We start from the raw sequence: 22,537 nt of genomic DNA on the forward strand, positions 1-22,537 counted from the left end.
GTGCCCGGCGCGCCGCCTTACCCGGCCCGCTGATGTTCCAGCCACGCCTGGAACATCAGCACCGTCCAAAGCGGGTGCTGCCAGTTCATCCGGCCGGTCTGGTGCTGGCGCCACAGCCGCTCGACCGCCTGCGCGTCGAAGAACCCTTCATCGCGCAACCGCGACGGCTGCAAGAGCGCATCGGCCCAGTCGCGCAACGCGCCGCGCAGCCAGTGATCGACGGGCGCGCAGAAGCCCTGCTTCGGCCGGTCGATCAGCGACGACGGCACGTACTGGTCGAGCAGCCGGCGCAACAGCGCCTTCGACTGCCCTTCCGGCAAGCGCAGCGACGCCGGCAGCCGCCACGCGAATTCGACGACGTGATGATCGAGGAACGGCATGCGCGTCTCGAGACTGACCGCCATCGCCGCGCGATCGACCTTCGCGAGGATGTCGGTCGGCAGGTACGTGAGCGTGTCGATCGCCATCGCCTGCTCGGCGAAGCTCAGGTTCGCCGGCCACGCGGACGCCGTATCGAGCGGCGTCGGCGGCTCCTGTCCGGCGAGCGCGATGCGCTCCGGATGATGGACCGACGACATCAGCAGCCGGTACAGCCCGATGCGGCTCTCGGCCGTCATCACATGGCCGAGCTTGTGCAGCCGGTCGCCGATGCGGGTCGCCGATTCGCGCGCTTCCACGCCGCTCCACGCGCCCTGCGCGACCGCCGCGAGCTGGTCCGCATGATCCGGCCGCAGCGCATGCAGCGCGGCCGCGATCCGTGCGCGCACCGCCGCCGGCACGCGATGCAGCTTGCGCCACAAACGCGGCGTCAGGAAGTAGCGCGTATAACCGCCGAACAGTTCGTCGCCGCCGTCGCCGGACAGGCTCACCTTCACATGCCGGCGCGTCAGCTCCGACACGAGGAAGGTCGGAATCTGCGACGCATCGGCAAACGGTTCGTCGTAGATCGCCGGCAGTTTCGGCACGACGCCGAGCGCATGGTCGGCCGTCACGTAAAGCTCGGTATGCCGCGTGCCGAGATGGCGCGCGACCGCCTTCGCGTAGCCGGCTTCGTCGTAACCGGCCTCGTGAAAGCCGATCGTGAACGTGTCGACCGGTTTGGCCGACTGCGCCTGCATCAGCGCGACGATCGCCGACGAATCGACGCCGCCCGACAGGAACGCGCCGAGCGGCACGTCGGCTTCCATCTGCCGCGCGACCGCCTGGCGCAGGATCGCGTCGAGCTGCCCGACGGCCTCGTCGGCGTTGCCCTCGAACGGCCGCTCGCGGCCGGCTTCGATCGCCTGCTGCTCGAGCGTCCAGTAGGCGCGCAGGCGCGGCGTGTCGCGCGCATGCTCGAACTGGATGAAGGTGCCCGGCGGCAGCTTGCTGATGCCGCGATAGATCGTATGCGGCGCGGGCACGCTCGACTGGCGCAGATACAGGCACAGCGCGTCGCGATCGATCGTGCCGTCGAAGCCCGGATAGCCGCGCAGCGCCTTCAGCTCCGACGCGAACACCAGCGCGTCGCCGATGCGCCCGTAGTAGAGCGGCTTCTCGCCGATCCGGTCGCGGGCCAGCGTCAGCACCCGCGACGCACGATTCCATAGCGCGAACGCGAACATGCCGGTCGCGCGCCGCAGCGCCGCCTCGACGCCCCACGCGGCGATCGCCGCGATCAGCACCTCGCTGTCCGAGTGGCCGCGCCACGCCGGTGCGCGACCCGCGCGCTCGAGCTCCGCGCGCAACTCGCGATGGTTGTAGATTTCGCCGTTGAAGACCATGACGTGGCGGCCGCACGCGGATGCCATCGGCTGCCGGCCATGGACCGACAGATCGACGATCGCAAGCCGCCGGTGGCCGAGCGCGATACCGGCTTCCGGGTCGACCCAGAGGCCCTGCGCGTCCGGCCCGCGATGCGCGAGGCTCGCCGTCATTCGCGCGAGCGTGCCGCGCGCTGTCTCCTCATCGAAGGCGACGCTATTCAGAAAGCCGTCGATTCCGCACATTTGATTTGTCCGCCCCTGTTGACCTGTTCCGTCACCGGCGGCGCAACCTCGCGGCCGCCGTCCGGCTGACGGTCGAGCCATCTTACGAAGAAATAAATCAGCAATAATTCATGGGTGGATGCGGGCCGGCTCCAGAAAAAAACCGCCGTCAAGCACGACGATGCGGCCGGCCGGCCGGGAAAACGATTCCCCGCGCGGCGAATCGCCCCGGCCGGCCGTGCGCCGGCGTTCCAGCCCCGATATGCGGCAAGCGTCACGCCGCGCCGGTCGCCCACTTCAGCAATTGCGCGACTTCGCGGAAATGCTGCTGCTGGATCGTGCCCTTTTCCGGCGTGCTCTCGTACAGTGCGTGCGCGAGGCCGGCGTTCGCGAGCGTCGGGCGCAGCGCGTCGCGGGCGGCCCGCACGATCCGCTCGGCCGCCTCGCCCTCGCCGCGCGCGAGCACCCAGGGCAGCGTGCCGATCCCGCCGTAATAAAGCGCGACCGCGACGCGCGACGAATGGACGACCACCGACGCGAAGCCGATCCGGTCGGGCAGCGACGAGAACTGCGCCTCGCGCGCGAGCTGCCGGCGCTTCGCCTCGATATGCGGATCGCCTTCGTCTTCCTTGTGCTCGCGTCGCACTTCGTCGATCGACATCTTCATCTTCTGGCTGAACTCATGCCGCTGGTGCACGATGTCGATCAGCGCCATCACGATATAGATCAGCGCGGCCCAGCCGAACAGCAGCATCAGCAGCTTCACGATCAGCGCGAGAATCGCCATCGGCCGCGTGAAGCCCGACTGCACCGATGGGTCGAGCGACTCGACGATCAGCCAGCCGAGCGTCGCGACCAGCAACGCGGTTTTCAGCAGCATCTTCGCGAGGTTCACGAGGTTGCGCATCGACATCAGGTTCTTCAGCCCCTCGGCGGGATTGAGCCGCGACAGCTGCGGCGCGAGGCGGCTCCACGCCATCACGCCGCCCACCTGCACGAAGCCCGCGAGCAGGCCGGCCAGCAGCCCGGCCGCCACGATCTGCGCGGACAGCGTCGCCCAGTCGCGCGCGGCGCCGTCGATCAGCACCGCGAGCCGCGCGGACGGATCGGCCGCGCCGGCCGCGTCGAACACGAGCCGGAACAGCGCCTGCAGCCGCGCGAACAGCGTGCCGAGCCCGACCGCGAGCGCGACGCACACGCCGACGAAGAACGCCGACGAAATCGTCTCCGCGCTCTTCGGCACATCGCCTTTCTGGCGCGCCTCGCGCAGGCGCTTCGCGGTCGGCTGCTGGTTCTTTTCGGCCATGGGCGCTCCGGTTCCGGCGGCCCGTCACGTGCCGCCGTGCGCGGCGGACAACGCGCGCAGCAGCGCCACCAGCCCGCTGTCGGGACTCAGCAGCGCGTGCAGCGATGCGTACACCACCGGCAGGAACAGCACCATCATCAGCACCGCGAGCGCGCTCTTCAGCGGCTGCGCGAACACGAAGATGTTCAGCTGCGGCACCGCGCGCCCGACGAGGCCGATGCCGAGCTCGACGAGCACCAGCACGATGATCACCGGCGCGGCGAGCTTCACCATCCAGTCGAAGATCGTGTCGGTCTGCCGCACGACGAAGGTCTGCAGCATCGACGAGAAGTCCGGGCCGAGGGAGCCGATCGGCCACCACGCATACGACTGCGCGAACAACTGCACGAGCACCTGCAGGCCGCCCGCGGTGACGAACAGCGCGATCGCGACGAAATTGAGGAAGCCCGACGTCGGGCCGCCCTCGTGACCGCCCATCGGATCGAAGAACGCGGCGCTGCCGCTGCCGGTCTGGAAATCGATCAGGTAGCCGACGCCCTGGATCGCGAACAGCACCGCGCTGAACGCGCCTGCGAGCAGCATGCCGACCACCGCCTCCTTCGCGACCAGCAGGCACCACATCAGGAACGGCAGCGCGGCGACCTGTGCCGGGTCGATCACCGGCGCGACGAACGCGGCGATCACGACCGCGATCCCGTTGCGCACGAGGCCCGTGACGATCTGCTCGTTGAACACCGGCACGACGAACATGACCGGCAACAGGCGCGGCATCACATAGAGCAGCGGACGCAGCGTGCCGGCGATGTCGTTGAAGTTCGCGGCGTGGTCTAGCATCGGCGCTCCGCGACGGGGGGCGTGGTGTCGCCGGCGGGGGCGATTGCCGTGGGTACCGTGGGTACCGTGGGTACCGTGGGTACCGTGGGTGCCGTGGTTTCAGCGGTTTCAGCGCTCGACTCCATCTCGGCCGCCGGCTCCATCGGCGCCGCCTCCGCCGGTCGCGACGCCATCTCCGCATCGAACGCGGCGGCCTGCTCCGGCGCCCCCGCTGCATGGCCCTGCGCGTCGTCCGCCCACACGCCGGCCGTCGCGAAACGCCGCACCGCATGCGCATCCGCGACTTCGTCGGCGTCGCGCTCGACCCGCGCGGCGCGCGCCTGCAGCGCCTTTTCGCCGGCCTTGTCGAGCTTGTCCTCGGCGGCCTTCGCCTTGCGCGCGGCGCGCTGCAGGTCCGCGAGCGTCGCCTCGTGCTCGCGATGCACGTGCGTGGCGTCGCTGACCGACGCATTCGCGACGCCGATATGACGGTCGAACGTGCGGGTATCGGCCGCCGCGTTCTGCAGCGCGCGCGCCTCGCGCACGTCGCCGGCGAGCCGCGTCTGGATCGCGGCCTTCGCGGCGACCTGCTGCGCGAGCTGGGCGTGCGCGGCGTCGAGCGCGCGCCGGCTCTGCACGGCGATGCCCTGCTGGCGCGCGGCCGCGACACGCGCGATCTGGCTGCGCATCTCCCGCACGCGCTTCAGGCGCGCCAGCGTCGCGAGCACGAGGCGATCGTCGGCTTCAGACATGGTCGTTCGCGAGTTTCGTCAGCTTCGCGAGCAGCGCGTCGAACCGCACGTCCTCGTGCGACGCCTGCGCGCAGAACGCGCCGATCACATCGCGTGCGCGCAGCGCCAGATCGCCGAGCCGGTCGCTGCCTTCGCGATACTCGCCGATCTGCACGAGCAACTCGATCTCCTGGTACTTCGCGATCAGCTCTCGCACGCGCGCGGCCGATTGCTGGTGCGCGCGGCTCGCGACGAGCGGCATCACGCGCGACAGGCTCGCGAGCACGTCGATCGCCGGATAGCGGTTCGCCAGCGCGATCTTGCGCGACAGCACGATATGGCCGTCGAGAATGGAACGCACTTCCTCGGCGATCGGATCGGATTCCTCATCGCCTTCGACGAGCACCGTGTACAACGCGGTGATCGAGCCGGTCGCGCCCTGCCCCGCGCGTTCGAGCAGGCGCGGCAGCACCGCGAACGTCGACGGCGGGAAGCTGCGCCGCGTCGGCGGCTCGCCGCTCGCGAGGCCGACTTCGCGCTGCGCGCGCGCGAAACGCGTCAGCGAATCGACCAGCAGCAGCACGCGCTTGCCCGCATCGCGGAAATGCTCGGCGATTGCAGTCGCCACGAGCGCGGATTTCACGCGCTCCATCGCGGGACGATCGGACGTCGACACGACGACGATCGAACGCGCGCGCACCTCCGGCGACAGGCTGTGCTCGATGAACTCGCGCACTTCGCGGCCGCGTTCGCCGACCAGCGCGATCACGTTCACGTCGGCCTGCGCGCCGCGCGCGATCATCCCGAGCAGCGTGCTCTTGCCGACGCCGGACGGCGCGAAGATACCGACGCGCTGGCCGATGCCGAGCGTCATCAGGCCGTCGATCACGCGCACGCCGGTCGGAAACGGCGTATCGATCATCTTGCGCGCGAGCGGATTCGGCGGATCCTGCTGCGTCGATACCCAGGCGGCGCCCGTCACGGGCCCGCGGTCGTCGAGCGGCCGGCCGAGCCCGTCGAGCACGCGGCCGAACAGCGCTTCGCCGACCGGGAACACATGCTCGCGCCCGGACGGCACGACGGTCGTCTCGGGCGACAGGCCGGCCACGTCACCGAGCGGCGTCAGCAACGTGGTCTGCCGCGAGAAGCCGACCACTTCGGCGAGCAGCGTCGGCTGGTTTGGCGTGCGCAACTCGCAGATTTCGCCGAGCCGCGCGCGGATGCCCGTCGCGTTCAGGATCTGGCCGACCGCGTGATTGACGCGCCCCTGCACCGACACCGGCGAGAAGAACGCGAGCCCCGCGTCGAGATCGCCGACGAGGCGGCCGCGATCGAACGGCGCGGCCTCGTCGTCGCTGTCGCCGTCGAACGGCTGCCGATCGTCGAGCGGCGCATTCATCGCGTCGTGCCCTTCAGCGCGTCGCGGCGGATCGCCTGGCGCAGCGCGTCGATCTGCAGGTCGAGGCTCGCGTCGATGCGCCCGGACGGCGTCTCGACGGTGCACGCATGACGTTCGAGCTGCGCATCCTCGACGATGCGAATCCGTTGCCGGTTCGACTGTCCCGCGAACGCGCGATCGAGCGCGTCGCGCATCTCGTCCTGGCGGCCGGGCGCGACCCGCACGATCAGGAACGCTTCGTCGCGCACGAGCGGCGCGATCCGCGCGAGCGCGGCCTCGTACAGCTTCGCCGTGCCCATCTCGCCGACGATCGCGCGCACGGCCTTCACGACGATGTCGGCCATCGCATCCTTCATCGACTCCATCGTGCGCGCGGCGGCGAGCGCCTGCGTGTAGGCCTGCGCCGCATGCTCGCGCTGCGCGCGGCGCATGCCTTCGTCGTAGCCGGCCGCCTGGCGCTTGTCGAATTCGCGCTGCGCGTCGGCGACGATGCGCGTGGCCTCGTCGCGCGCGGTCGCGATCACCGCGGACGCATCGAGCAGCGCCGCGTATTCGCGCTCCTTGAGCACCTTGCGCTCCGACAGCAGCTGCAGGTTGTCGCTCGTGATCAGAAAAGCCAGTCCCATGACGCAAGCCTCTCGGGAATCAGAAACAGGAACAGCAATTCGCCGAACTGGTCGCGCTGCGCGCGGTTCAGCCAGTACGGCGCCTCGTCGTCGATCGCGCGGTTGAATTTCAGGCGCACCCGCCGCGCGACCGCGTCGCCCGCCACGCCGATGAAATCCGCGAGCAGCCGTCCGCCGCGCGCACGGATCACGACCGGCAGCGCGGCCGGATCGGCGCGCCACGGTTCGAGCGTGTCCGCGAGCGCGCCGAATTCCGGTGCGCGTTCCAGCGCGAGTTCCAATGCATCGCCGCCGAGCTTCGCCGCGACTTCCGCACGAATGCGCCGCGCGGCCAGCGCGTCGCGCAGCCAGCCGCGATGCAGCAGCAAGCCCGCATACGACGCCAGCTGTTCGAGCGCCGCGCCGGGCAGCAGCGCGAGCCGCGCGCACGGATTCGCGAGGTCGAAGTCGTGATGCCCGGCCACGCCATGCACGTCGAGCAGGTGGCGCGCAAGCAGCTTGCGGCCGGCCGGGCCGAACGCGTCGGGCGAGCGGTAGCGCGCGGGCCACCCGGACGGCACGCGCGTCACGTGCAGATAGCGGTCGGGCCGCAAGTTGAATTCGCAGACGAGCGCATGAAACGCCGCGCGCCGCCCGTCGGGCGGCGGCGCGAGCGATTGCAGCCACGGCAGCGACACGGCGTCGGGCGCGACGCCCGGCGGCAGTGCATGCGGGTCGTTCATGCGCCGTCGCGCGCGCCGTCCGGCGTGCGCAGGCTGCCGCCCTGCGCCGCCGCGCCGCCTGTACCGTTCCCGCCGCGCGGTGCGCTGCCGACCAGTCCGGCCAGCCGCGCGCCGAACATCCCGCGCCGCGCGGCCGACAGCGCGATCACCGCGCAGGTCAGCAGGATCAGCGCGACCACCAGCCAGCCGAGCGGCGAGCGCAGCCGCAGGAGGTCCGATACCGCGCTGCCGATCCCGTCCACGCGCGTCGTGCGCGCGGCGGCCGGCTGCAGGAACAGCGACACGTTGTCGTACTGCAGCCCTTCGATGCTGTGCGCGACGAGATCCTTGACCATCGGCGCCATCGCGCGCAGGTCCACGCCGGGCCGGTAACGGATATACACCGCCGCCGACGACGGCTTGATCTTGTCCGCGAGCGGATCGTTCTCCGGGATCACGACCTGCACGCGCGCGACCACCACGCCCTCGATGTCCTGCAGCGTGCGCGACAGGTCCTGCGACACGCCGTACAGGTAGCGCACGCGCTCCTCGGCCGGCGTCGACACGAGCCCCTGCTTCTGGAACAGCTCGCCCAGGCTCGCATAGCTCGGCTTCGGCAGCCCGTTCGCCTGCAGCACGGTGAGCGCCGACTGCATGTCGCCGTCCGCGACGCTCACCAGCCATGCGTTGCGATCCGACGTGTCGCGCGCGTCGTTGTCCTTCGACGCGCTGATCCCCGCGTCGCCGAGCACCGCGACCATCTGGTTCGCATCGCGCTCCGACAGGCCGGAGTAAAGCTCCTTCTGGCAGCCGGCCAGCAGCGCGAGCAGCCCCGCGAGCAGCGCGCGCGCCGCCCGGCTGCGCCACGCATGCATGCGCGGCGTCGAATCGATCGTCGTCATCGTTTGTCCGCGTCTGGGCGCGCGGCCGTCAGGCACACGCGCCGGCTATCGCTACTCCTGCGTCTTCAGCACCGTATGCGTGAAGCCGTTCGCCGCCTGCGCGACCGACAGGCTCAACTGGTATTCGGAAATCGTGGTGGTCGCCGTCCACTGGAAATCCATCGCCTTCACCATCGTCATCAGCGGGTCGCTGCGGCTGTCCGCCATCGACGTCAGCATCTCGCTGCGATGCTTGTCGATGTTCGCGTACCGCGTATCGAGATCGTTGCCGTACGTGCGCAAACGCTCGACGAGCGACGCATGGTTCGCCTGTGCGGGCGTCGCGGGCGTCATCTGCACCGCCGGCGCCGCATCGGACGGCCCGCGCGACATCGCGACGCCGGACGCCGACGCCGACGTGGCCGACGGCGACGCGCCCGGCTGCATCAGCGCATCGAACTGGCGCACCTGCGCCGGATCGGACGCCGTGCCCGTCTGCTGCACCGCGCCCGCGAGCACGGCCGCGCCCGGCGGCGCGGCGCCTACGCCTGTTACCGACATGATCGTGTCCTCCTTGTCCGGCAGCGCCGGGAACGAGCCGGCCGCCACGCACACACGCCGTACCGGGCGCCCGTCACGGGCCGCCCCGGCATCCAGCGTCGTGCGCCACGGCCGGCGACCGGCGTCATGCGCGGCCGGCGGAACTCAGGTGTTGCGCAACCTGCGCATTCGCCGTCCCTTCCTGCGCGGTCACTGCGTTGCTGGTTTCGAACGTCGCGGTCGACTGCTGGACCTGGAAGTTGATCTTCGTCAGTTCGAGCTGCGTCTTGGTCAGGTCGTCCGCCTGCTGCTGGACCTGGTTCGTGTTGTTGGCACCAGTCGGGGGGGTACTCATGTTTCGCTCCTTTACGGAAGTTCACTTGCGTTGCCGGCGGCAGCCCGATGCCCCGCCGATGACGTGACGCGCCGCCTGCCGGCGACGTGTCGCGTAATGCGCGCACCGCGCCATACGCGATGCGCAAGACCTGTCGCGGCGCTAATGCGCCGCCTCCTTCGATGCGACGGCCGGCGTCGCCGGCGCACCGCCCAGCGGCATCGTGATGCGCTGGCCGTTGCGCTCGAACACGACTGCGTCCGGGCCGATCGACACGACGGTCGGCCCTTCCTTCAGCCGCGCACCTTCGAAATAGCGGCTGCCGTCGACCATCTCGATGTAACGCTGGTCGCCGTCGCCCGCGAAGACCGTCGTGATCTCCGGAATTCCGGCGACGCCACCGAGCGTCGTCGCGGTGCGCGGCGCCGCGGCATCCGCGTCGCGCACGTGGTCGACCACTTCGAGCGCCGGCCGCGCGTCCTTCATGTAGTTGCGGATACGCGGCTCGATCTGCGCACGCTCGGCCGCCCCCGTCAGCTCGATCCGGCCGCGGCCGAGATAGGTGACCGTCAGCGCGGTGTCGCTGAAATACGTCTGCGCGGTCGAGACGAGATCGCTGACGACGTAGAGGTTGCCGAGCGCTGCGTTATCGACGCCCGCGACGATCTGCGCGACGCGTTCCCGCGCAGCCGGATCGCTCACGTAGCCCGACACGATCACGCCGTCGTCGCGCGGCGCGACGGCGAGTTCCGGATACGCATGCAGCAGCTGCTGCAGCCGGTGCGTGCGCGCCAGCACCGACTCGTGCTGCCACGGCAGGCGCCCCGACCACGCGACGAACCCGTAGCCGAGCGCGCCGAGCAGCACGCCGAGCCACAGCGCGACGAGCGCGATCACAAGCCGCCGGCTGCCGAGACGGCGCAGCCCGCCCGTGAGCCAGCCGAGCCACGCGGCCTCGCGCGCGGCGTCCGGCGTATCGGCCTCGTCGGGCACCGCGACGCTCGCCTGCGCGTGACGCGCGATGCCGAGCTTGATCGAGCCGACCGTCACGACGTCCTGCGGCGTCATCGAGCGGCGGCCCGCGCCGAGCGGCGCGTCGTTGAACAGCACCGGCGCGCCGGCGTCGCCGCCGTGGTTCTGCACCGTCACCGCGAGCGCGCCGACCTGCAGGCACACCTGTTTCGCGCCGATCTCGCGATCGGGCAGGATCACTTCGCAATCGGCCGCGGTACCGACCCAGTTCGCGCCGCGCGCGAGCGACATCGTGCGGCCGTACATCGGCCCGCTGAGGAAACACAGGTTCCACGGCGACGCGAGCGCGACCGAACCGGCCCCCGCACCCGCCGCGCCGCCGGGCAATACGCCGTCGCCGTGCGGATCAATGATGGTCGTCGACATGGGTAGGCGCTCCTGCGGTCGTCGCCACCGGCTGCGACGCCGCATCCAACGGCTGCGGCGGCAGCGCGGGCGGACCGAACTTCGTGCCGGGCAGCGGCTGCGGCGTCAGCGGTACCGCGATGTCGTTGTCCGGCGGCCGATACATCGACGTGCCGCCCGACGCGGCCGGCCCGTCCGCGCCCGGATTCACGGGCGAGCCGTCCGGCGCATACATCGACGCATTCGTCACCACGCGCGGCGTCAGCAGATAGAACCGCTCCATGTGGTTGCCCGACTTGTCGGTGTACTTGAACAGGTTGCCGATCAGCGGAATGTCCGACAGCCAGGGCACGCCGCTCTTGTTCAGCCGCACCTCGTCGTCGTTGAAGCCCGCGATCAGCAGGCTCTTGCCTTCGTCGATCATCGTCTTGGTGACGATGTTGCGCTGCTGGATCACCGGCACGTTCGACACGGCCTGCCCCGGCACGATGTTGCCGTCCTGGATGTCGATCGACATCATCACGCTCTGCGGATGGCCCGACACGGCCGCCGCGTTGCGGATCGCCTCGTCGACGATCATCGGCGTCACCTTGATGCTGGTGCCGGTCGTCACGCTGTACAGCGACGAATCCTGGTAGCCCTGCACCTGGACGTAGAACTGCGTCAGGTTCTCCAGGATCGCCTCGGTGTTATCCAGCGCGAGCACCTTCGGCTTCGAGCGCAACTGCGCCTGCCCTTTCTGCGCCAGCGCGTTCACGCGCGTGAGCAGGTAGTTGCGCAGCGAGCCGCCGATCGATGCGGTCAGCGCGATGCCGGTCGGCATGAAGGTGCCGGTCTGCCCGGATTCCGACGCCCCGATGCCGAACGTCAGCGGCGGATTGCCGGCGCCGTTGTACTGCGTGTTGCCGTTCAGCGGATTCTGGCCGTTGCCGATCTGCACGTCGCCGTGCGTCGTGTGCAGGCGCCAGTCGATCCCGAGGCTGTCGAGCGAATCCTCGTTGATGTCGATGATCGTCACGTTGATCTCGACGATGCGCGGCCGCTCGTCGAGCTGGTCGATCAGCGACTGGTAGCGATACATGTTCTCCGGCAGGTCGCGCACGATCACCGCGTTGATCGCCGGATCGGCGACGATCTGCGGCAGCGTGTCGCCGCCTGCGTTCGAGAACGGCGAGACGCCGCTGCCCGCGCTGCCGTCCGCGCCGCCATAGCCGCCCTGCCGCGGGCCGCCGGCAAGGTCCGGGAAGTCGAGGCGCGGCACCGCGATCGTCAGCCCCGAGCCGAGCTTCACCTGGCGCGCGGCCTGCCCGAGCGGCGTGCTCGACGGCAGCGCGCTGGCGCCGCCGCCCTTGCCGAACAGCCGGCGCAGGATCGTCGCGACGCCCGGCACCGTGACCTCCTTGCCCGAGCGATTGATCGTGAAGTCGGACGCCCAGCCGTACTTGAGCCGGAACGCGCGGATATCCGCATGCGCGCCGTTCGCGGACGGATCGCCGACCGAGCCGACCGCCTGCCGCACGAGCTCGACGTAGCGGCGCGGGCCGGCCACGTACACGCTGTTCGCGCGGTCGTTGATGACGAGCGTGTAACGCTTGTCGGGAATCTGCATCGCCTGCAGCGCGCGGCCGATCTCGCCGGCCGCGTTCGGCGGGATCGGGATCATCTGCGTCTGCGACTGGTCGGCCGGATCGACATAGAGGAACGACCCGTCGTAGTACCACGTGAGCCCGTAGGTCGAGCAGATCGTATCGAGCGTCTGCTGCGGCGTACCGGAGAAGCGGCCGCTGATCACGCCGTCGACCTTCGGATCGACCACGGCGGTGACGCCCTGCGACGACGCGAGCTCGCGAATGAAGTCGCCGATCTTCTTGCCGTTCGCGACGATCGTGAACGGCTTGTTGCGCCAGCGCAGGTCCGCCGCGCGCGCCGGCTGCGCGAGCGTCATGCACAGCGCGGCCGTGAGCAGCGCGGTCGCGCACATGGCGAGCGCGGCCCGTTGCAGGCGGCGCGGTTGAAACCGGATCGGGGCGACGCGTCGACGCATCAAAACACTCCATTGGAAGAAACGAACACGCGTTCCAGCGCCTGCTGCGCGAAGCGCAGCACCTCGCTGCCGAGCCAGCCGGACAGCAGCACGAGCGCGACCATCACGGCGATCAGCCGCACCGCGATGCCGATGTTGGCGTCCTGCACCTGCGTGACCGCCTGCAGGATCGCGACGACGAGGCCGGTGACCGTCGCGATCAGCACGATCGGCAGCGACAGCAGCAGCACCAGCATCAGCGCCTGCCGGGTCAGGTCGAGGATCGTCGAGCTCGTCATGGCACGACGCCCGGCGCGCGCACGCCGGCACCCGCGCCGAGCGTGCCGTCGTCGGGCGGGTTCTTCACCCAGCCGACCGTATGCAGCTGCACGTCCTCCTCGACCTCCTGGTACGACAGCACCGCGAGTTCGGGCAGCACCGGTTGCAGGATCGTCTTCACGTAGCGGCGCGCGCCGAGCGCGACCATCACCGCGAGCCGCGCGGCGCCTGGCGGATTGCCGTGGCCGCCGGGGCCGGCCGCCGGGGCCGCGGTCGCGGTCGCGGCCTGCACGATCGCGCGCACCTGCTCGCCGATGTCCTGCTTGATCGCGCTCGACAGTGCGAGGAAATTGCCCTGCCTGGTGCGCATCACCGCGTTCTCGATCCGCTCCTGCAGGTTCTGCTCGAACAGCACGACACGCAGCTGGCGTGAGGTCCCCGCATGGCGATCGGTAATCATCCGGCGCAGGTCGACGCGCACCAGCTCGACCAGCGCGATCACGTCGTCCGGTTCGTTGGGCGCCCACGTGATCAGGCTCTCGAAGATCACGCGCAGGTTGCGGATCGGTACCTGTTCGGCGAGCAGCCGGCGCAGCACGTCGGTCACGCGCTGCAGCGGCACCAACCGGGTCAGTTCGCCGACGAGCTCCGGATGCTCGCGGCGCACCAGATGCACGAGCGCCTGCGTCTCCTGGATGCCGAGCAGCTCGTCCGCGTGCTGGCGCACGACCTGCTCGACGTGCGCGGCCAGCGCGCCTTCGCTCGTCAGCCACTTGCCGTCCGGCGCCGTGCCGTCGGGCTTGATCCACAGCGCGGTCGCGAACGGGCCGAACGCCTCGGCCGGCTGGCGCTCCGCGCGCTCCGGCAGCGGCGCGACGCCGTCCCACAGCAGCCAGCCCGGCTTCAGCGCGCCATGCGCGGCGAGCACGTCCTGCAGGTAGATCCGGTAGCTGCCGGCCGGCGCACCTTCGTCGTCGTTCAGCGTGATGCGTGGAAACACCGTGCCGATATCCGCATCGACGCGCGCCTTCGCGCTCGACAGCGCGCTCTGCAGTTGCGCGAGATTCAGCGTCGTGCGCAGGTCGTCCGACAGCGATACCGCGATCAGCGACGTGACGCCCGCCGCATGCGACACCTTCGCGGCCTGGCCGTCGTCGGTCGCGCCGATGCGCCCGGCGATATGAATCAGGTTGAAGCTCGGCGCGGTCGTCTTGCGCTTCAGTTGCGTGAACGCGAACGCACCGAGGCCGAACGCGATCAGCGCGAACGACCACTTCGGGAACCCGGGCACGACCAGGAAGCCGGCCAGCACCAGCGCCGCGATCAGCAACGCGCGCGGATGCGCGCCGAGCTGCTCGCCCAGCTGTTCGCCGAGCTGGCGCTGCCGCGCGTCGCGCGTCGCGACGCGAGTCGTCACGATGCCGGCCGCGATCGACACCAGCAGCGACGGGATCTGCGACGCCATTCCGTCGCCGACCGTCAGGATCGCGTAACGTTGCAGCGCCTCGCCGATATCCATGCCGTGCATCAGCGTGCCGACCGCGATGCCCGCGACGATGTTGATGAAGGCAATCACGAGGCCCGCGATCGCGTCGCCCTTCACGAACTTCATCGCGCCGTCCATCGCGCCGTGCATCTGCGATTCCTGCTCGAGCTTCTCGCGGCGCTCGCGCGCTTCGTCGGCGCTGATGATGCCCGCGCGCAGATCCGCGTCGATGCTCATCTGCTTGCCCGGCATCGCGTCGAGCGAGAAGCGCGCGCCGACTTCGGCGACCCGCTCCGAGCCCTTCGCAATCACGATGAACTGTACGACGGCGATCACGAGGAACACCACGCCGCCCACCACGACGTTGTTGCCGACCACGAGCCGGCCGAATGCATCGATCACGTGGCCCGCGTTCGCGTGCAGCAGGATCAGCTTGCACGACGCGATGTTCAGCGCGAGCCGGAACAGCGTGGTGAACAGCAGCAGCGCGGGAAACGACGAGAAGCTGACCGCCGACGGGATATAGGTCGACACCGTCAGCAGCACGACGCTCGCGGCGAGGTTCAACGAGATCATCCCGTCGAGGGCAGCCTGCGGCAGCGGCAGGATGAACAGCGCGACCACCGACACGATGAACACGGCGAGAAACAGATCCGCGCGCGGCGATGCCCCGAGACGGCGCCCGGACACGCTGCGGCCGGCGGAAAAGATCCGCTGCCAGTCGCGGGGGAGCGCCTTCGGTTCTGCCATCGTGCGGTCGTCCTGTCATTGTCGCCGGCGGGCGCGGGCCGTCTTGCCCCCGCGCCGCGCGGACCGTTGAATGGGACGAGTGTAGCGATGCGACACCGCGTAAAAAGGGACGCGCCTCGTAGCGTCGCGGCGGTTTTCCTATGGCGATCGGATCGGACTACGAAACCCGGCGGCGCCTGCCCGCGCGACCCGCCGGAACCGCTTCCATCCCGCGCCGGACGCGGCACGGGCGGATGGGGTCAGGACTCCAGGCGGCGTGCGGCGAGATACGCGAGCTGCGCGCGGTTCTGTACGTTGAAGAGTTTTTCGAGCGAGCGGATATGGTGACCGACCTTGTGCAGCGACGTGCGCAGCGCACTCGCGATCTCCTGGTCGGACAGCCCGTGCACGAGCCGCTCGAGCACCTGCTGCTGCTCGTCGCCGAGCGCGAAGCCGCGCATGCGCGCGATGCGTGCCTCGAGAAACGGCAGCGCGACGCGGTGTACGGCGAGGCTCACCGACAGCGCGCCGCCGATCACGCGATCGTCGATCCACTCGGTGCCGTGGGTCTCCGACGTCACGTTGACCGCGACGCGCAGGTCGAGCCGCGGCGCCGACAGGCTGAAGATCACGCCGCTGTTCATCGCGTGCGCCCGCAAATGGCCGGCCAGCGCCAGCACCTTGCGATCGCCGCTGCCGTGCGCGGCCGCCTCGATCTCGTCGAGCCGCCACGCGACAGGAAAACCGCTCTGCCGCACCTGCGCGAAACGCGGGTCGGTTTCGTAGAGCATGCCCTCGATATACGGCTGCATGAAGGTCGCGGGCGCGAGGTCGCGCAGCAGATGCGCGCACAGGATGCGCCGCCCGATCATCTCGTAGGCGCCGTAACCGAGCGTGCTGAAACCGATTTGCCGCAAGCGGGCGTGGCATTGCGCGAAATCGACGCTACTCACGTCGGATTTACCGGGCACGATTTGAATCCCGGTAAAAAAGTCGCGCTCGATTGCATGAATTTCTTTCGAATAGGCGGCATTGGCCGCGATATCGGCTTGCGAGAACCACTCGACGCGTGGCGCGTCGTCAGCATATGTCATGAGGAGCCCACCCTTTCCCAATATGTGAACTTGCCCCGTCACGCTCTGGTCTTTTCTTTATGATTTTCTGGTCGACGCTATATCGGCGCGAATATGAAGCTTTCGCCCGCATTCGTATTACGGCATATTACGCGCACGCCGGCATTTTTGTACAATGCCCCCGCGTTTCGTCAGGATGACGATCGGCGCAAATCATAACGATGCTCGACCGCAGCGCCGCGCGCACCGTGCCCGACACGGCGGCCGCCACGCGATGCGCGTCGATTCCGAGGGATGGCTCATGTCCGATATTGCATTGCATGAAGAAGCGGTCGCCCCAACCATGTTGCCCCGTCCGTTGCAGCGGACGGCCGGCTGCACCGACGCGTCGAGCGCGCGCCCGGTGCAGGTCGTGTGGTGCGACGACGTCACGCGCGGCGACATCGCGCAACCGCACGCGCCGAAGCTCGGCGTTGCCGATACGCTCGCGCACGCGCAGAGCACCGCGGAACGCAACCGGATCGTCACCAGCCTGCTGCACCTGACGGGCTTCTCGACGTTCGCGTACTTCGCGCTCGAATTCTCGCGAGAGCGCGTCGAAAGCCTCTATCTGCACGAGGCGTTCACGCCGGCCACCTACCGCGGCGATTACGTACGGCACAACCATCACGACATCGACCCGCGCACGCTCGACGCGCGCGTGTGCAACATGCCGATCGTGTGGGACCTGCAACAGCTGCGCCGCGAGCATCGCGAGCGCGACGACGGGCCGTGCGTGGCGCCGGCCGCGCTCGACGGGTTCCTGCAGACGATGCAGGACGACGGCATGTGCAGCGGCATCATGTATTCGATGGCCGTGCCCGGCACGCGGCTGCATGCATTCATGAGCTTCACCGCGCCGCGCCGCACGCGCGAATGGATCACGCCGGCGACGATCGAGCAGGCGCTGTCGATCGGGCTGTCGGTGCACAAGTTCGCGTCGCCGCAACTGATCGCGACGTCGCGCGAGCGCACGGTCAACGGGCTCACACCGTTCGAGCAGGAACTGCTGCTGGGCATCGCGGAAGGCGCGTCGGACAAGGAGATCGGCCGGCGCCTCGACACCAGCGCGCACAACGTCGACTATCACCTGCGCAAGCTGCGCAAGCGCTTCGGCGTCGCGAACCGGATCCAGCTCACGTACCTGACGTCGAAGCTCGAGCTGATCTGACCGAACATCTGACTGAGCGCGCGTGATGTCAGCCGCGTAAACGTACATGCCGGCCTCGCGGGCCGGCATGTACGTTTACGCGGGCCGGATCCGGCGCCACTCCCAGACAGACGATCGCCGTTACTTCAGCAGCGTCATCTGCACGACCTTGACGATCACCAGACCGACCGCGATCACCAGATAGCCGCGCAGCACGGCCATCCAGACGCGGGTCGAGACCGTCATGTTCTGCGGCTCGAGCGTGTCGAGCGGCGGCATGCGCCACGTGTCGCGCAGCGACCGATCGATGCCCGGCTCGACGACGCGCTTGTTGCGGCGGATCAGCACCGTCGCGAGATAGCCGACGATCGCGAGCACCGTGCCGCCGACCAGCACGTCGACGATCGCCTCGCCGCTGATGTCGGGATACATCACCGATGCGGTGAGGATGATCGACAGCAGCACGAGCACCCAGATCACCGCGCCCGTGAACACGTTGAGCTTCGTCGAGTTGACCCACGGACCGAGCACCTGGCGGTCGTTGCAGAGCACGAGCAGGAACACCGTCGCGCTCGGCAGCAGCACGCCCGCGAGCGTCTGCACCGCTTCGGTCAGCAGGCCGAGCGGGCTGCCCGGAATCAGCACGAGCGCGGCAGCGGCCGCGACGATCCCGAAGTAGACCAGATAGAAGCCCTTCGCGTCGCCCACGCCGCGATGCAGCGAATGACGAATCTTGAACACGTCGCCGATCGCATAAGCCGTCGACAGCGACACCGCCGCCGCGCCGATGATGCACGCATCGAGCAGCGCGACCGCGAACAGCGTCGCGCTCGTGCGGCCCGCATACTTCTCGAGGCCCGCGATGATGCCGCCGGCGTCGGTGAAGTTGCCGGCTTCCGGATGACCGCCGAACAGCGCGGCGCTGAAGCCGATCATCGCGACCGCGCCGATCAGCACGAATGCGATGCCGATCCACAGATCGACCTTCTCGTACTTCATGAAACGCGGCGTGATGCGCTTGTCGATCACGTAGCTCTGCTGGAAGAACAGCTGCCACGGCGCGACCGTCGTGCCGACGATACCGATCACCAGCAGCATCACGTCGGACAGCTTCGCGTGCGCGGGCCAGTTCGGCACGAAGAAATCGCGCGACATCTGCGCGACCGGCGGGTGGATCGTCACCAGCACCGGCACGAGCAGCAGGCTCAGCAGACACAGCACGATCGCGAACCGCTCGAAGCGCCTGAAATCGCCGGTACTCACCGCGGCCATCGTCAGCGCGGCGGCGATGCACACGCCCGCGACCTTCGGGAGCCCGAAGAAAGCCAGCACGAACGTGATGCCGATGAACTCGGTGACGATCGTCAATGCATTGAGCAGGAACAGGTCGATCACGCTGAATGCGCCCCAGAACTTGCCGAAGCGCTCGAAGATCAGGCGCGCATGGCCCACGCCGGTGACCGCGCCGAGGCGCAGCACCATTTCCTGGTTCACGTACAGCACCGGCACGAGCAGCAGCAGCGTCCACAGCAGCGTCGTGCCGTAGTTCTGGCCGGCCTGCGTATAGGTGCCGAATGCGCCGGCATCGTTGTCGCCGACCATCACGATGAGGCCGGGGCCGATGATCGCGAGCAGCGTGCGCAGGCGCGCCCACCACGTGCCGCGCGCGGCGGTGTCGTGATGCGCGATGGTGCCGAGGGCGCCGCGGATGTCGCCCAGATGGGCTTCGTCGAGTACGGCGCTGCGTTCGACGGCGATCGGTGAAGAGACGTTGGATGGCGTGGACATGATGAATTCCGTACGGCTGGTTTGTTATCTGGCCAAGCGTGTGATCTTGGCATGCGCGCGCGGAGCGGGCCCGCGTGAGCATGCCGAGACGCACTCGGCGTTTCAGTTCAGTGGAGCAACGATTTCAACCGGGTGAACAGCCGGGAGAACACCCGCGGACGGGCGTCGAGCATCAGCATCGCGTCGTAATGCGGGCGCGATTCCGTGACGTGCGGGAGGTTCGACAGCAGAAGGCCGAAGTTCATGGTCTGGCTCCTGGCGGCAGCGGCATGCGTGCCGGCCGCGTGGTGGGCGCGGGGCCAGTCCGGGGCCTGAACGGCGGAGGTGTCAGGCTAGCGAGCCGGCGTGTCCCTGCGACCCGGGTTCAAAAGGGTCTGTTGGTGCAACGGGCATAAGGGACAACTGTCACTGTCGTTCATGGCGGCTCCTGTGCGGTGTTCCAGCGAACACGGTTGACCGCCGCACGGCGCGCGGGCCGGCATTCGCGGGCCCGGAAACGGGATGCGCGAACGCGGCCGCCTGCCAGGCGGCGGCAAAACCGGACGGCGCATGCGCAAAGGCATCACGCTAACCGGCGCGAATCAGGGTGCACGTAGGGAGTGACTGCGGAGTACTGCTGCGCGCACCGTTTGCCTGGGGGACAAACGGCGGCTTCGATGAGGCGCGGACGTCGGTCGCTCAGGCGGAAATGTCGTTCGAAGATCGACTACTGCAGGCGTCCAAGGCGGCGGCCCCTAGAGTGAAGATGGCGGATTCTATGGACGCCCCGAAAGTCAAGTCAACCCCTCGAAACCCCATTTCTCAAAATAAATTTCACATATCGCAACACTGAAAGATTTGCCCTCGACAACACGTGGCGAAACCTTTCAGCGCGCATCGTGCGGAACGCGGCCGATGCGTGCAAACAACGGGCGGGCGCCCTTCGTCATACCCATCGCTTGCCGGTCTCGGGCTGGCACGAGCGGCTGCGACGCACACGCCACGCGGGCTGCTTTTTATGCGTTTTTTACTTGCACCGCAGCAAAACTCGCGACTACAATCCGCCCCAATTCATCAAGGGAGTCCCTCCGTGGACACATGCTCTAGTTGCAGTTCGATGCCGGTCCAGGCCGGCCAAGCCATCGCGAGATAGCAGCCAGACGCATGTCTTACGCCGCTAGCTCGCATTCGTCGGGTTAGCGCGCTTCTCCCGGGCCGGCATCGCCGGTTCGCCCGTCGCACGCTCCGTTACGTTCCACCCTCCGATCGCAGGCCGCGCCATGCGCCCGCGCTCGATCACGTCGTCCGGCAGGCGCCGGACCGGACGGAGGCAGCGTCATGTTCCTTCAATCGTTCGCGCTCAGACTCAAGCGACTCGCGCACATCGCGTGCGATCGCTCGTTCGTTTCAGCCCTCTCGCCGCTCGCCCACACGTTCGGCAACTGGCGCGGTACCGCGCTCGCGCACTTGCCGGCGGCACCTCGCCCGCTCGATTGCGTGCTGGTCGGTGCGATGGCGGCCGCCGTCGCGCTCGTCGCGCTGCTTTGCACGGCCGCGTCGCGCCTCGGCTTCGCGCAGGTGTGGCGGATCGGCGGCTGGCTGCCGTAAGCGGCACCGCGCGCCGAAGCGGCCATGTTTCGGCCCGCCTCGCCCGATTCCCTTGCATCGCGTCACGATTTCATTGTCCTCGGTCAAACTAATCAATCGAACCACGGAGTCCGCATGAAGCATCGTTTCGAACCCGCGGCGCGCACACCGCGCCTCAATGCGCTCGCCGCGCTGCTGCTGTCGCTCGCGGCCGCGCCCGCGTTGGCACAATCGTCGGCACCGGCCCCCGCTGCTGCCGCGGCCGCCGCAGCCGAACCGGCAGCCGCCACCCGCGACACCGCGGCTGCCGCACCCGCACCGGCCGCCGATGCTGCCGAGCCCGCACCCTCCGGTTTCCGGGAGCGCTCGAATCTGCTCGGCAACATGGGCGGCCTGCGCGACCTGCTCGGCGACCACGGCGTCACGCTGAACCTGCAGGAAACCAGCGAATACCTGTACAACGCCGCGGGCGGCACGGCGCGCGGCGGCGCGTACCAGGGCCTCACGCAGTTCGGCTTCGACGTCGACACGGAGAAGGCGATCGGGCTGCCGGGCGGCACGTTCAACGTGTCGGGGCTGCAGATCCACGGCACCAATCTCACGCAGCGCTATTTGCAGACGCTGCAGACCGCGTCCGGCATCGAGGCGAATTCGACCACGCGCCTGTGGGAGCTCTGGTACCAGCAGGCGTTCCTCGACGGCCGGGCCGACGTGAAGATCGGCCAGCAGAGCCTCGACCAGGAATTCATGGTGAGCCAGTACGCGGCGACCTTCATGAACGCGACGTTCGGCTGGCCCGTGCTGCCGGCGGCCGACCTGCCCGCCGGCGGCGCCGCGTATCCGCTGTCGTCGCTCGGCGTGCGGCTGCGCGTGAAGCCGGCCGACCCGTGGACCGCGATGGTCGGCGTGTTCGACGGCAACCCGGCCGGCCGCGGCGACGGCGATGCCCAGGTGCTGAACGCGCACGGCACGAACTTCAACCTGCGCAGCGGCGCATTCGTGATCGGCGAGCTCCAGTACGCGCTGAACGCGCCGCCCGCCGATCCGAAGGCGCCGCAACCGGGCGGCCTGCCGGGCACGTACAAGCTCGGCTTCTGGTATCAGTCGCAGCATGCGAACGATCCGCGCATCGGCACCGACGGGCTGTCGCTCGCGAATCCGGCCAGCAACGGCATGCCCGCCACGCATCGCGGCAACTACGGCTTCTATGCGGTCGCGGATCAGATGGTGTGGCGGCCGTCGGCCGGCAGCCCGCGCTCGCTCGGCGTGTTCGCGCGCGTGATGGGCGCGCCGGGCGATCGCAACGTCGTCGATTTCGCGGCGAATGCGGGTGTGACGCTGAAGGCGCCGTTCGTCGGCCGCGACAACGACACGGCCGGCCTCGCGGTCGGCTACGCGAAGATCGGCTCGCATGCACGCGCGCTCGACGGCGACACCGGCACCTATACGACGCCCGGCTACCCGGTGCGACGCGCGGAGACGGTGATCGAGGCGACCTACCAGTACCAGGTCACACCGTGGTGGCAAATGCAGGCCGACCTGCAGCACTTCTTCCGGCCGGGCGGCGGCATCCCGAACCCGAACGCGGCCGGCGCGCGCATCGGCGACGAAACGGTGGTCGGCGTGCGCACGACGATCACGTTCTGACGCATCGCGCATGCGGCACGGGCCGGATCGCCGTTCAAGCGGCGATCCGGCCCGTGCATTCGCGCGCTGGCGCGCATGGCGC

21 protein-coding genes are annotated in these 22,537 nt (G+C 69.0%); 3 read left to right on the forward strand and 18 right to left on the reverse strand.

Annotation, left to right across the window (positions count from 1 at the left end; translation table 11 throughout):
• Positions 1 to 17: 17 nt before the first annotated feature.
• The 16 genes from asnB to ACTJKF_RS21695 all read right to left on the reverse strand — a co-directional run bounded on the left by asnB (position 18) and on the right by ACTJKF_RS21695 (position 16,286).
• Positions 18 to 1,988: an asparagine synthase (glutamine-hydrolyzing) gene (asnB, locus tag ACTJKF_RS21620; protein ID WP_440625930.1), complete on the reverse strand. Its 1,971-nt coding sequence runs from the start codon at positions 1,986 to 1,988 to the stop codon at positions 18 to 20.
• On the reverse strand, positions 1,964 to 2,245 hold the full coding sequence (locus tag ACTJKF_RS21625) for a hypothetical protein (RefSeq protein ID WP_440625932.1): 282 nt from the start codon (positions 2,243 to 2,245) through the stop codon (positions 1,964 to 1,966). Before ACTJKF_RS21625 ends, asnB begins: the two co-directional genes overlap by 25 nt.
• A complete protein-coding gene (locus tag ACTJKF_RS21630; RefSeq protein WP_440625934.1) occupies positions 2,242 to 3,273 on the reverse strand; it encodes an EscU/YscU/HrcU family type III secretion system export apparatus switch protein in 1,032 nt (343 codons plus the stop codon). The genes ACTJKF_RS21625 and ACTJKF_RS21630 overlap by 4 nt, the downstream gene beginning before the upstream one ends.
• Positions 3,274 to 3,297: 24 nt before the next feature.
• Positions 3,298 to 4,107 carry a type III secretion system export apparatus subunit SctT gene (gene sctT / locus ACTJKF_RS21635; RefSeq protein ID WP_440625936.1) on the reverse strand — a complete coding sequence of 270 codons (810 nt, stop codon included), beginning with the start codon at positions 4,105 to 4,107 and terminating at the stop codon, positions 3,298 to 3,300.
• Positions 4,101 to 4,838 carry a hypothetical protein gene (locus ACTJKF_RS21640; protein WP_440625938.1) on the reverse strand — a complete coding sequence of 246 codons (738 nt, stop codon included), beginning with the start codon at positions 4,836 to 4,838 and terminating at the stop codon, positions 4,101 to 4,103. Before ACTJKF_RS21640 ends, sctT begins: the two co-directional genes overlap by 7 nt.
• A complete protein-coding gene (sctN, locus tag ACTJKF_RS21645; protein WP_440625939.1) occupies positions 4,831 to 6,216 on the reverse strand; it encodes a type III secretion system ATPase SctN in 1,386 nt (461 codons plus the stop codon). Before sctN ends, ACTJKF_RS21640 begins: the two co-directional genes overlap by 8 nt.
• Positions 6,213 to 6,842, reverse strand: coding sequence for a type III secretion system stator protein SctL (gene sctL / locus ACTJKF_RS21650; protein ID WP_440625941.1), 630 nt, complete (start codon positions 6,840 to 6,842; stop codon positions 6,213 to 6,215). The genes sctN and sctL overlap by 4 nt, the downstream gene beginning before the upstream one ends.
• Complete coding sequence (locus ACTJKF_RS21655) at positions 6,824 to 7,564, reverse strand: SctK family type III secretion system sorting platform protein (RefSeq protein WP_440625943.1); 741 nt, start codon at positions 7,562 to 7,564, stop codon at positions 6,824 to 6,826. The genes sctL and ACTJKF_RS21655 overlap by 19 nt, the downstream gene beginning before the upstream one ends.
• Entirely contained in the window at positions 7,561 to 8,445 is an 885-nt protein-coding gene (sctJ, locus tag ACTJKF_RS21660) for a type III secretion system inner membrane ring lipoprotein SctJ (RefSeq protein ID WP_440625945.1), read from the reverse strand. The genes ACTJKF_RS21655 and sctJ overlap by 4 nt, the downstream gene beginning before the upstream one ends.
• 51 nt (positions 8,446 to 8,496) lie before the next feature.
• Positions 8,497 to 8,985, reverse strand: a complete 489-nt coding sequence (locus tag ACTJKF_RS21665; RefSeq protein ID WP_440625947.1) for a hypothetical protein — start codon at positions 8,983 to 8,985, stop codon at positions 8,497 to 8,499.
• A gap of 124 nt (positions 8,986 to 9,109) precedes the next feature.
• Entirely contained in the window at positions 9,110 to 9,319 is a 210-nt protein-coding gene (locus ACTJKF_RS21670) for a hypothetical protein (protein ID WP_059468365.1), read from the reverse strand.
• 141 nt (positions 9,320 to 9,460) lie between these two features.
• Complete coding sequence (gene sctD, locus ACTJKF_RS21675) at positions 9,461 to 10,696, reverse strand: type III secretion system inner membrane ring subunit SctD (RefSeq protein WP_440625949.1); 1,236 nt, start codon at positions 10,694 to 10,696, stop codon at positions 9,461 to 9,463.
• Positions 10,677 to 12,719: a type III secretion system outer membrane ring subunit SctC gene (gene sctC / locus ACTJKF_RS21680; RefSeq protein ID WP_440625951.1), complete on the reverse strand. Its 2,043-nt coding sequence runs from the start codon at positions 12,717 to 12,719 to the stop codon at positions 10,677 to 10,679. The genes sctD and sctC overlap by 20 nt, the downstream gene beginning before the upstream one ends.
• Positions 12,719 to 12,997, reverse strand: a complete 279-nt coding sequence (sctS, locus tag ACTJKF_RS21685; RefSeq protein WP_440625954.1) for a type III secretion system export apparatus subunit SctS — start codon at positions 12,995 to 12,997, stop codon at positions 12,719 to 12,721. The genes sctC and sctS overlap by 1 nt, the downstream gene beginning before the upstream one ends.
• On the reverse strand, positions 12,994 to 15,213 hold the full coding sequence (gene sctV / locus ACTJKF_RS21690; protein ID WP_440625957.1) for a type III secretion system export apparatus subunit SctV: 2,220 nt from the start codon (positions 15,211 to 15,213) through the stop codon (positions 12,994 to 12,996). The genes sctS and sctV overlap by 4 nt, the downstream gene beginning before the upstream one ends.
• A 239-nt stretch (positions 15,214 to 15,452) precedes the next feature.
• Complete coding sequence (locus ACTJKF_RS21695) at positions 15,453 to 16,286, reverse strand: helix-turn-helix transcriptional regulator (RefSeq protein WP_440625959.1); 834 nt, start codon at positions 16,284 to 16,286, stop codon at positions 15,453 to 15,455.
• Between the two features lie 280 nt (positions 16,287 to 16,566).
• Here ACTJKF_RS21695 and ACTJKF_RS21700 point away from each other — a divergent pair, with 280 nt between their 5' ends.
• Positions 16,567 to 17,475 (forward strand): helix-turn-helix transcriptional regulator, encoded by a 909-nt coding sequence (locus ACTJKF_RS21700; protein ID WP_440625961.1) that lies wholly within the window; start codon positions 16,567 to 16,569, stop codon positions 17,473 to 17,475.
• 120 nt (positions 17,476 to 17,595) lie between these two features.
• Here ACTJKF_RS21700 and ACTJKF_RS21705 read toward each other — a convergent pair whose 3' ends face one another.
• Both ACTJKF_RS21705 and ACTJKF_RS21710 read right to left on the reverse strand, forming a co-directional pair.
• A complete protein-coding gene (locus ACTJKF_RS21705; protein ID WP_440625963.1) occupies positions 17,596 to 19,242 on the reverse strand; it encodes an NRAMP family divalent metal transporter in 1,647 nt (548 codons plus the stop codon).
• Positions 19,243 to 19,349: 107 nt separating this feature from the next.
• Positions 19,350 to 19,487: a hypothetical protein gene (locus ACTJKF_RS21710; RefSeq protein WP_440625964.1), complete on the reverse strand. Its 138-nt coding sequence runs from the start codon at positions 19,485 to 19,487 to the stop codon at positions 19,350 to 19,352.
• Between the two features lie 1,072 nt (positions 19,488 to 20,559).
• Here ACTJKF_RS21710 and ACTJKF_RS21715 point away from each other — a divergent pair.
• Together ACTJKF_RS21715 and ACTJKF_RS21720 are read left to right on the forward strand one after the other, a co-directional pair.
• Positions 20,560 to 20,829: a hypothetical protein gene (locus ACTJKF_RS21715; RefSeq protein WP_440625966.1), complete on the forward strand. Its 270-nt coding sequence runs from the start codon at positions 20,560 to 20,562 to the stop codon at positions 20,827 to 20,829.
• Positions 20,830 to 20,943: 114 nt separating this feature from the next.
• Positions 20,944 to 22,455, forward strand: coding sequence for a carbohydrate porin (locus ACTJKF_RS21720; RefSeq protein ID WP_440625968.1), 1,512 nt, complete (start codon positions 20,944 to 20,946; stop codon positions 22,453 to 22,455).
• Positions 22,456 to 22,537 lie beyond the last annotated feature (82 nt).

This window comes from Burkholderia sp. 22313 (assembly GCF_052045245.1).
Classification (GTDB): Bacteria; Pseudomonadota; Gammaproteobacteria; order Burkholderiales; family Burkholderiaceae; genus Burkholderia.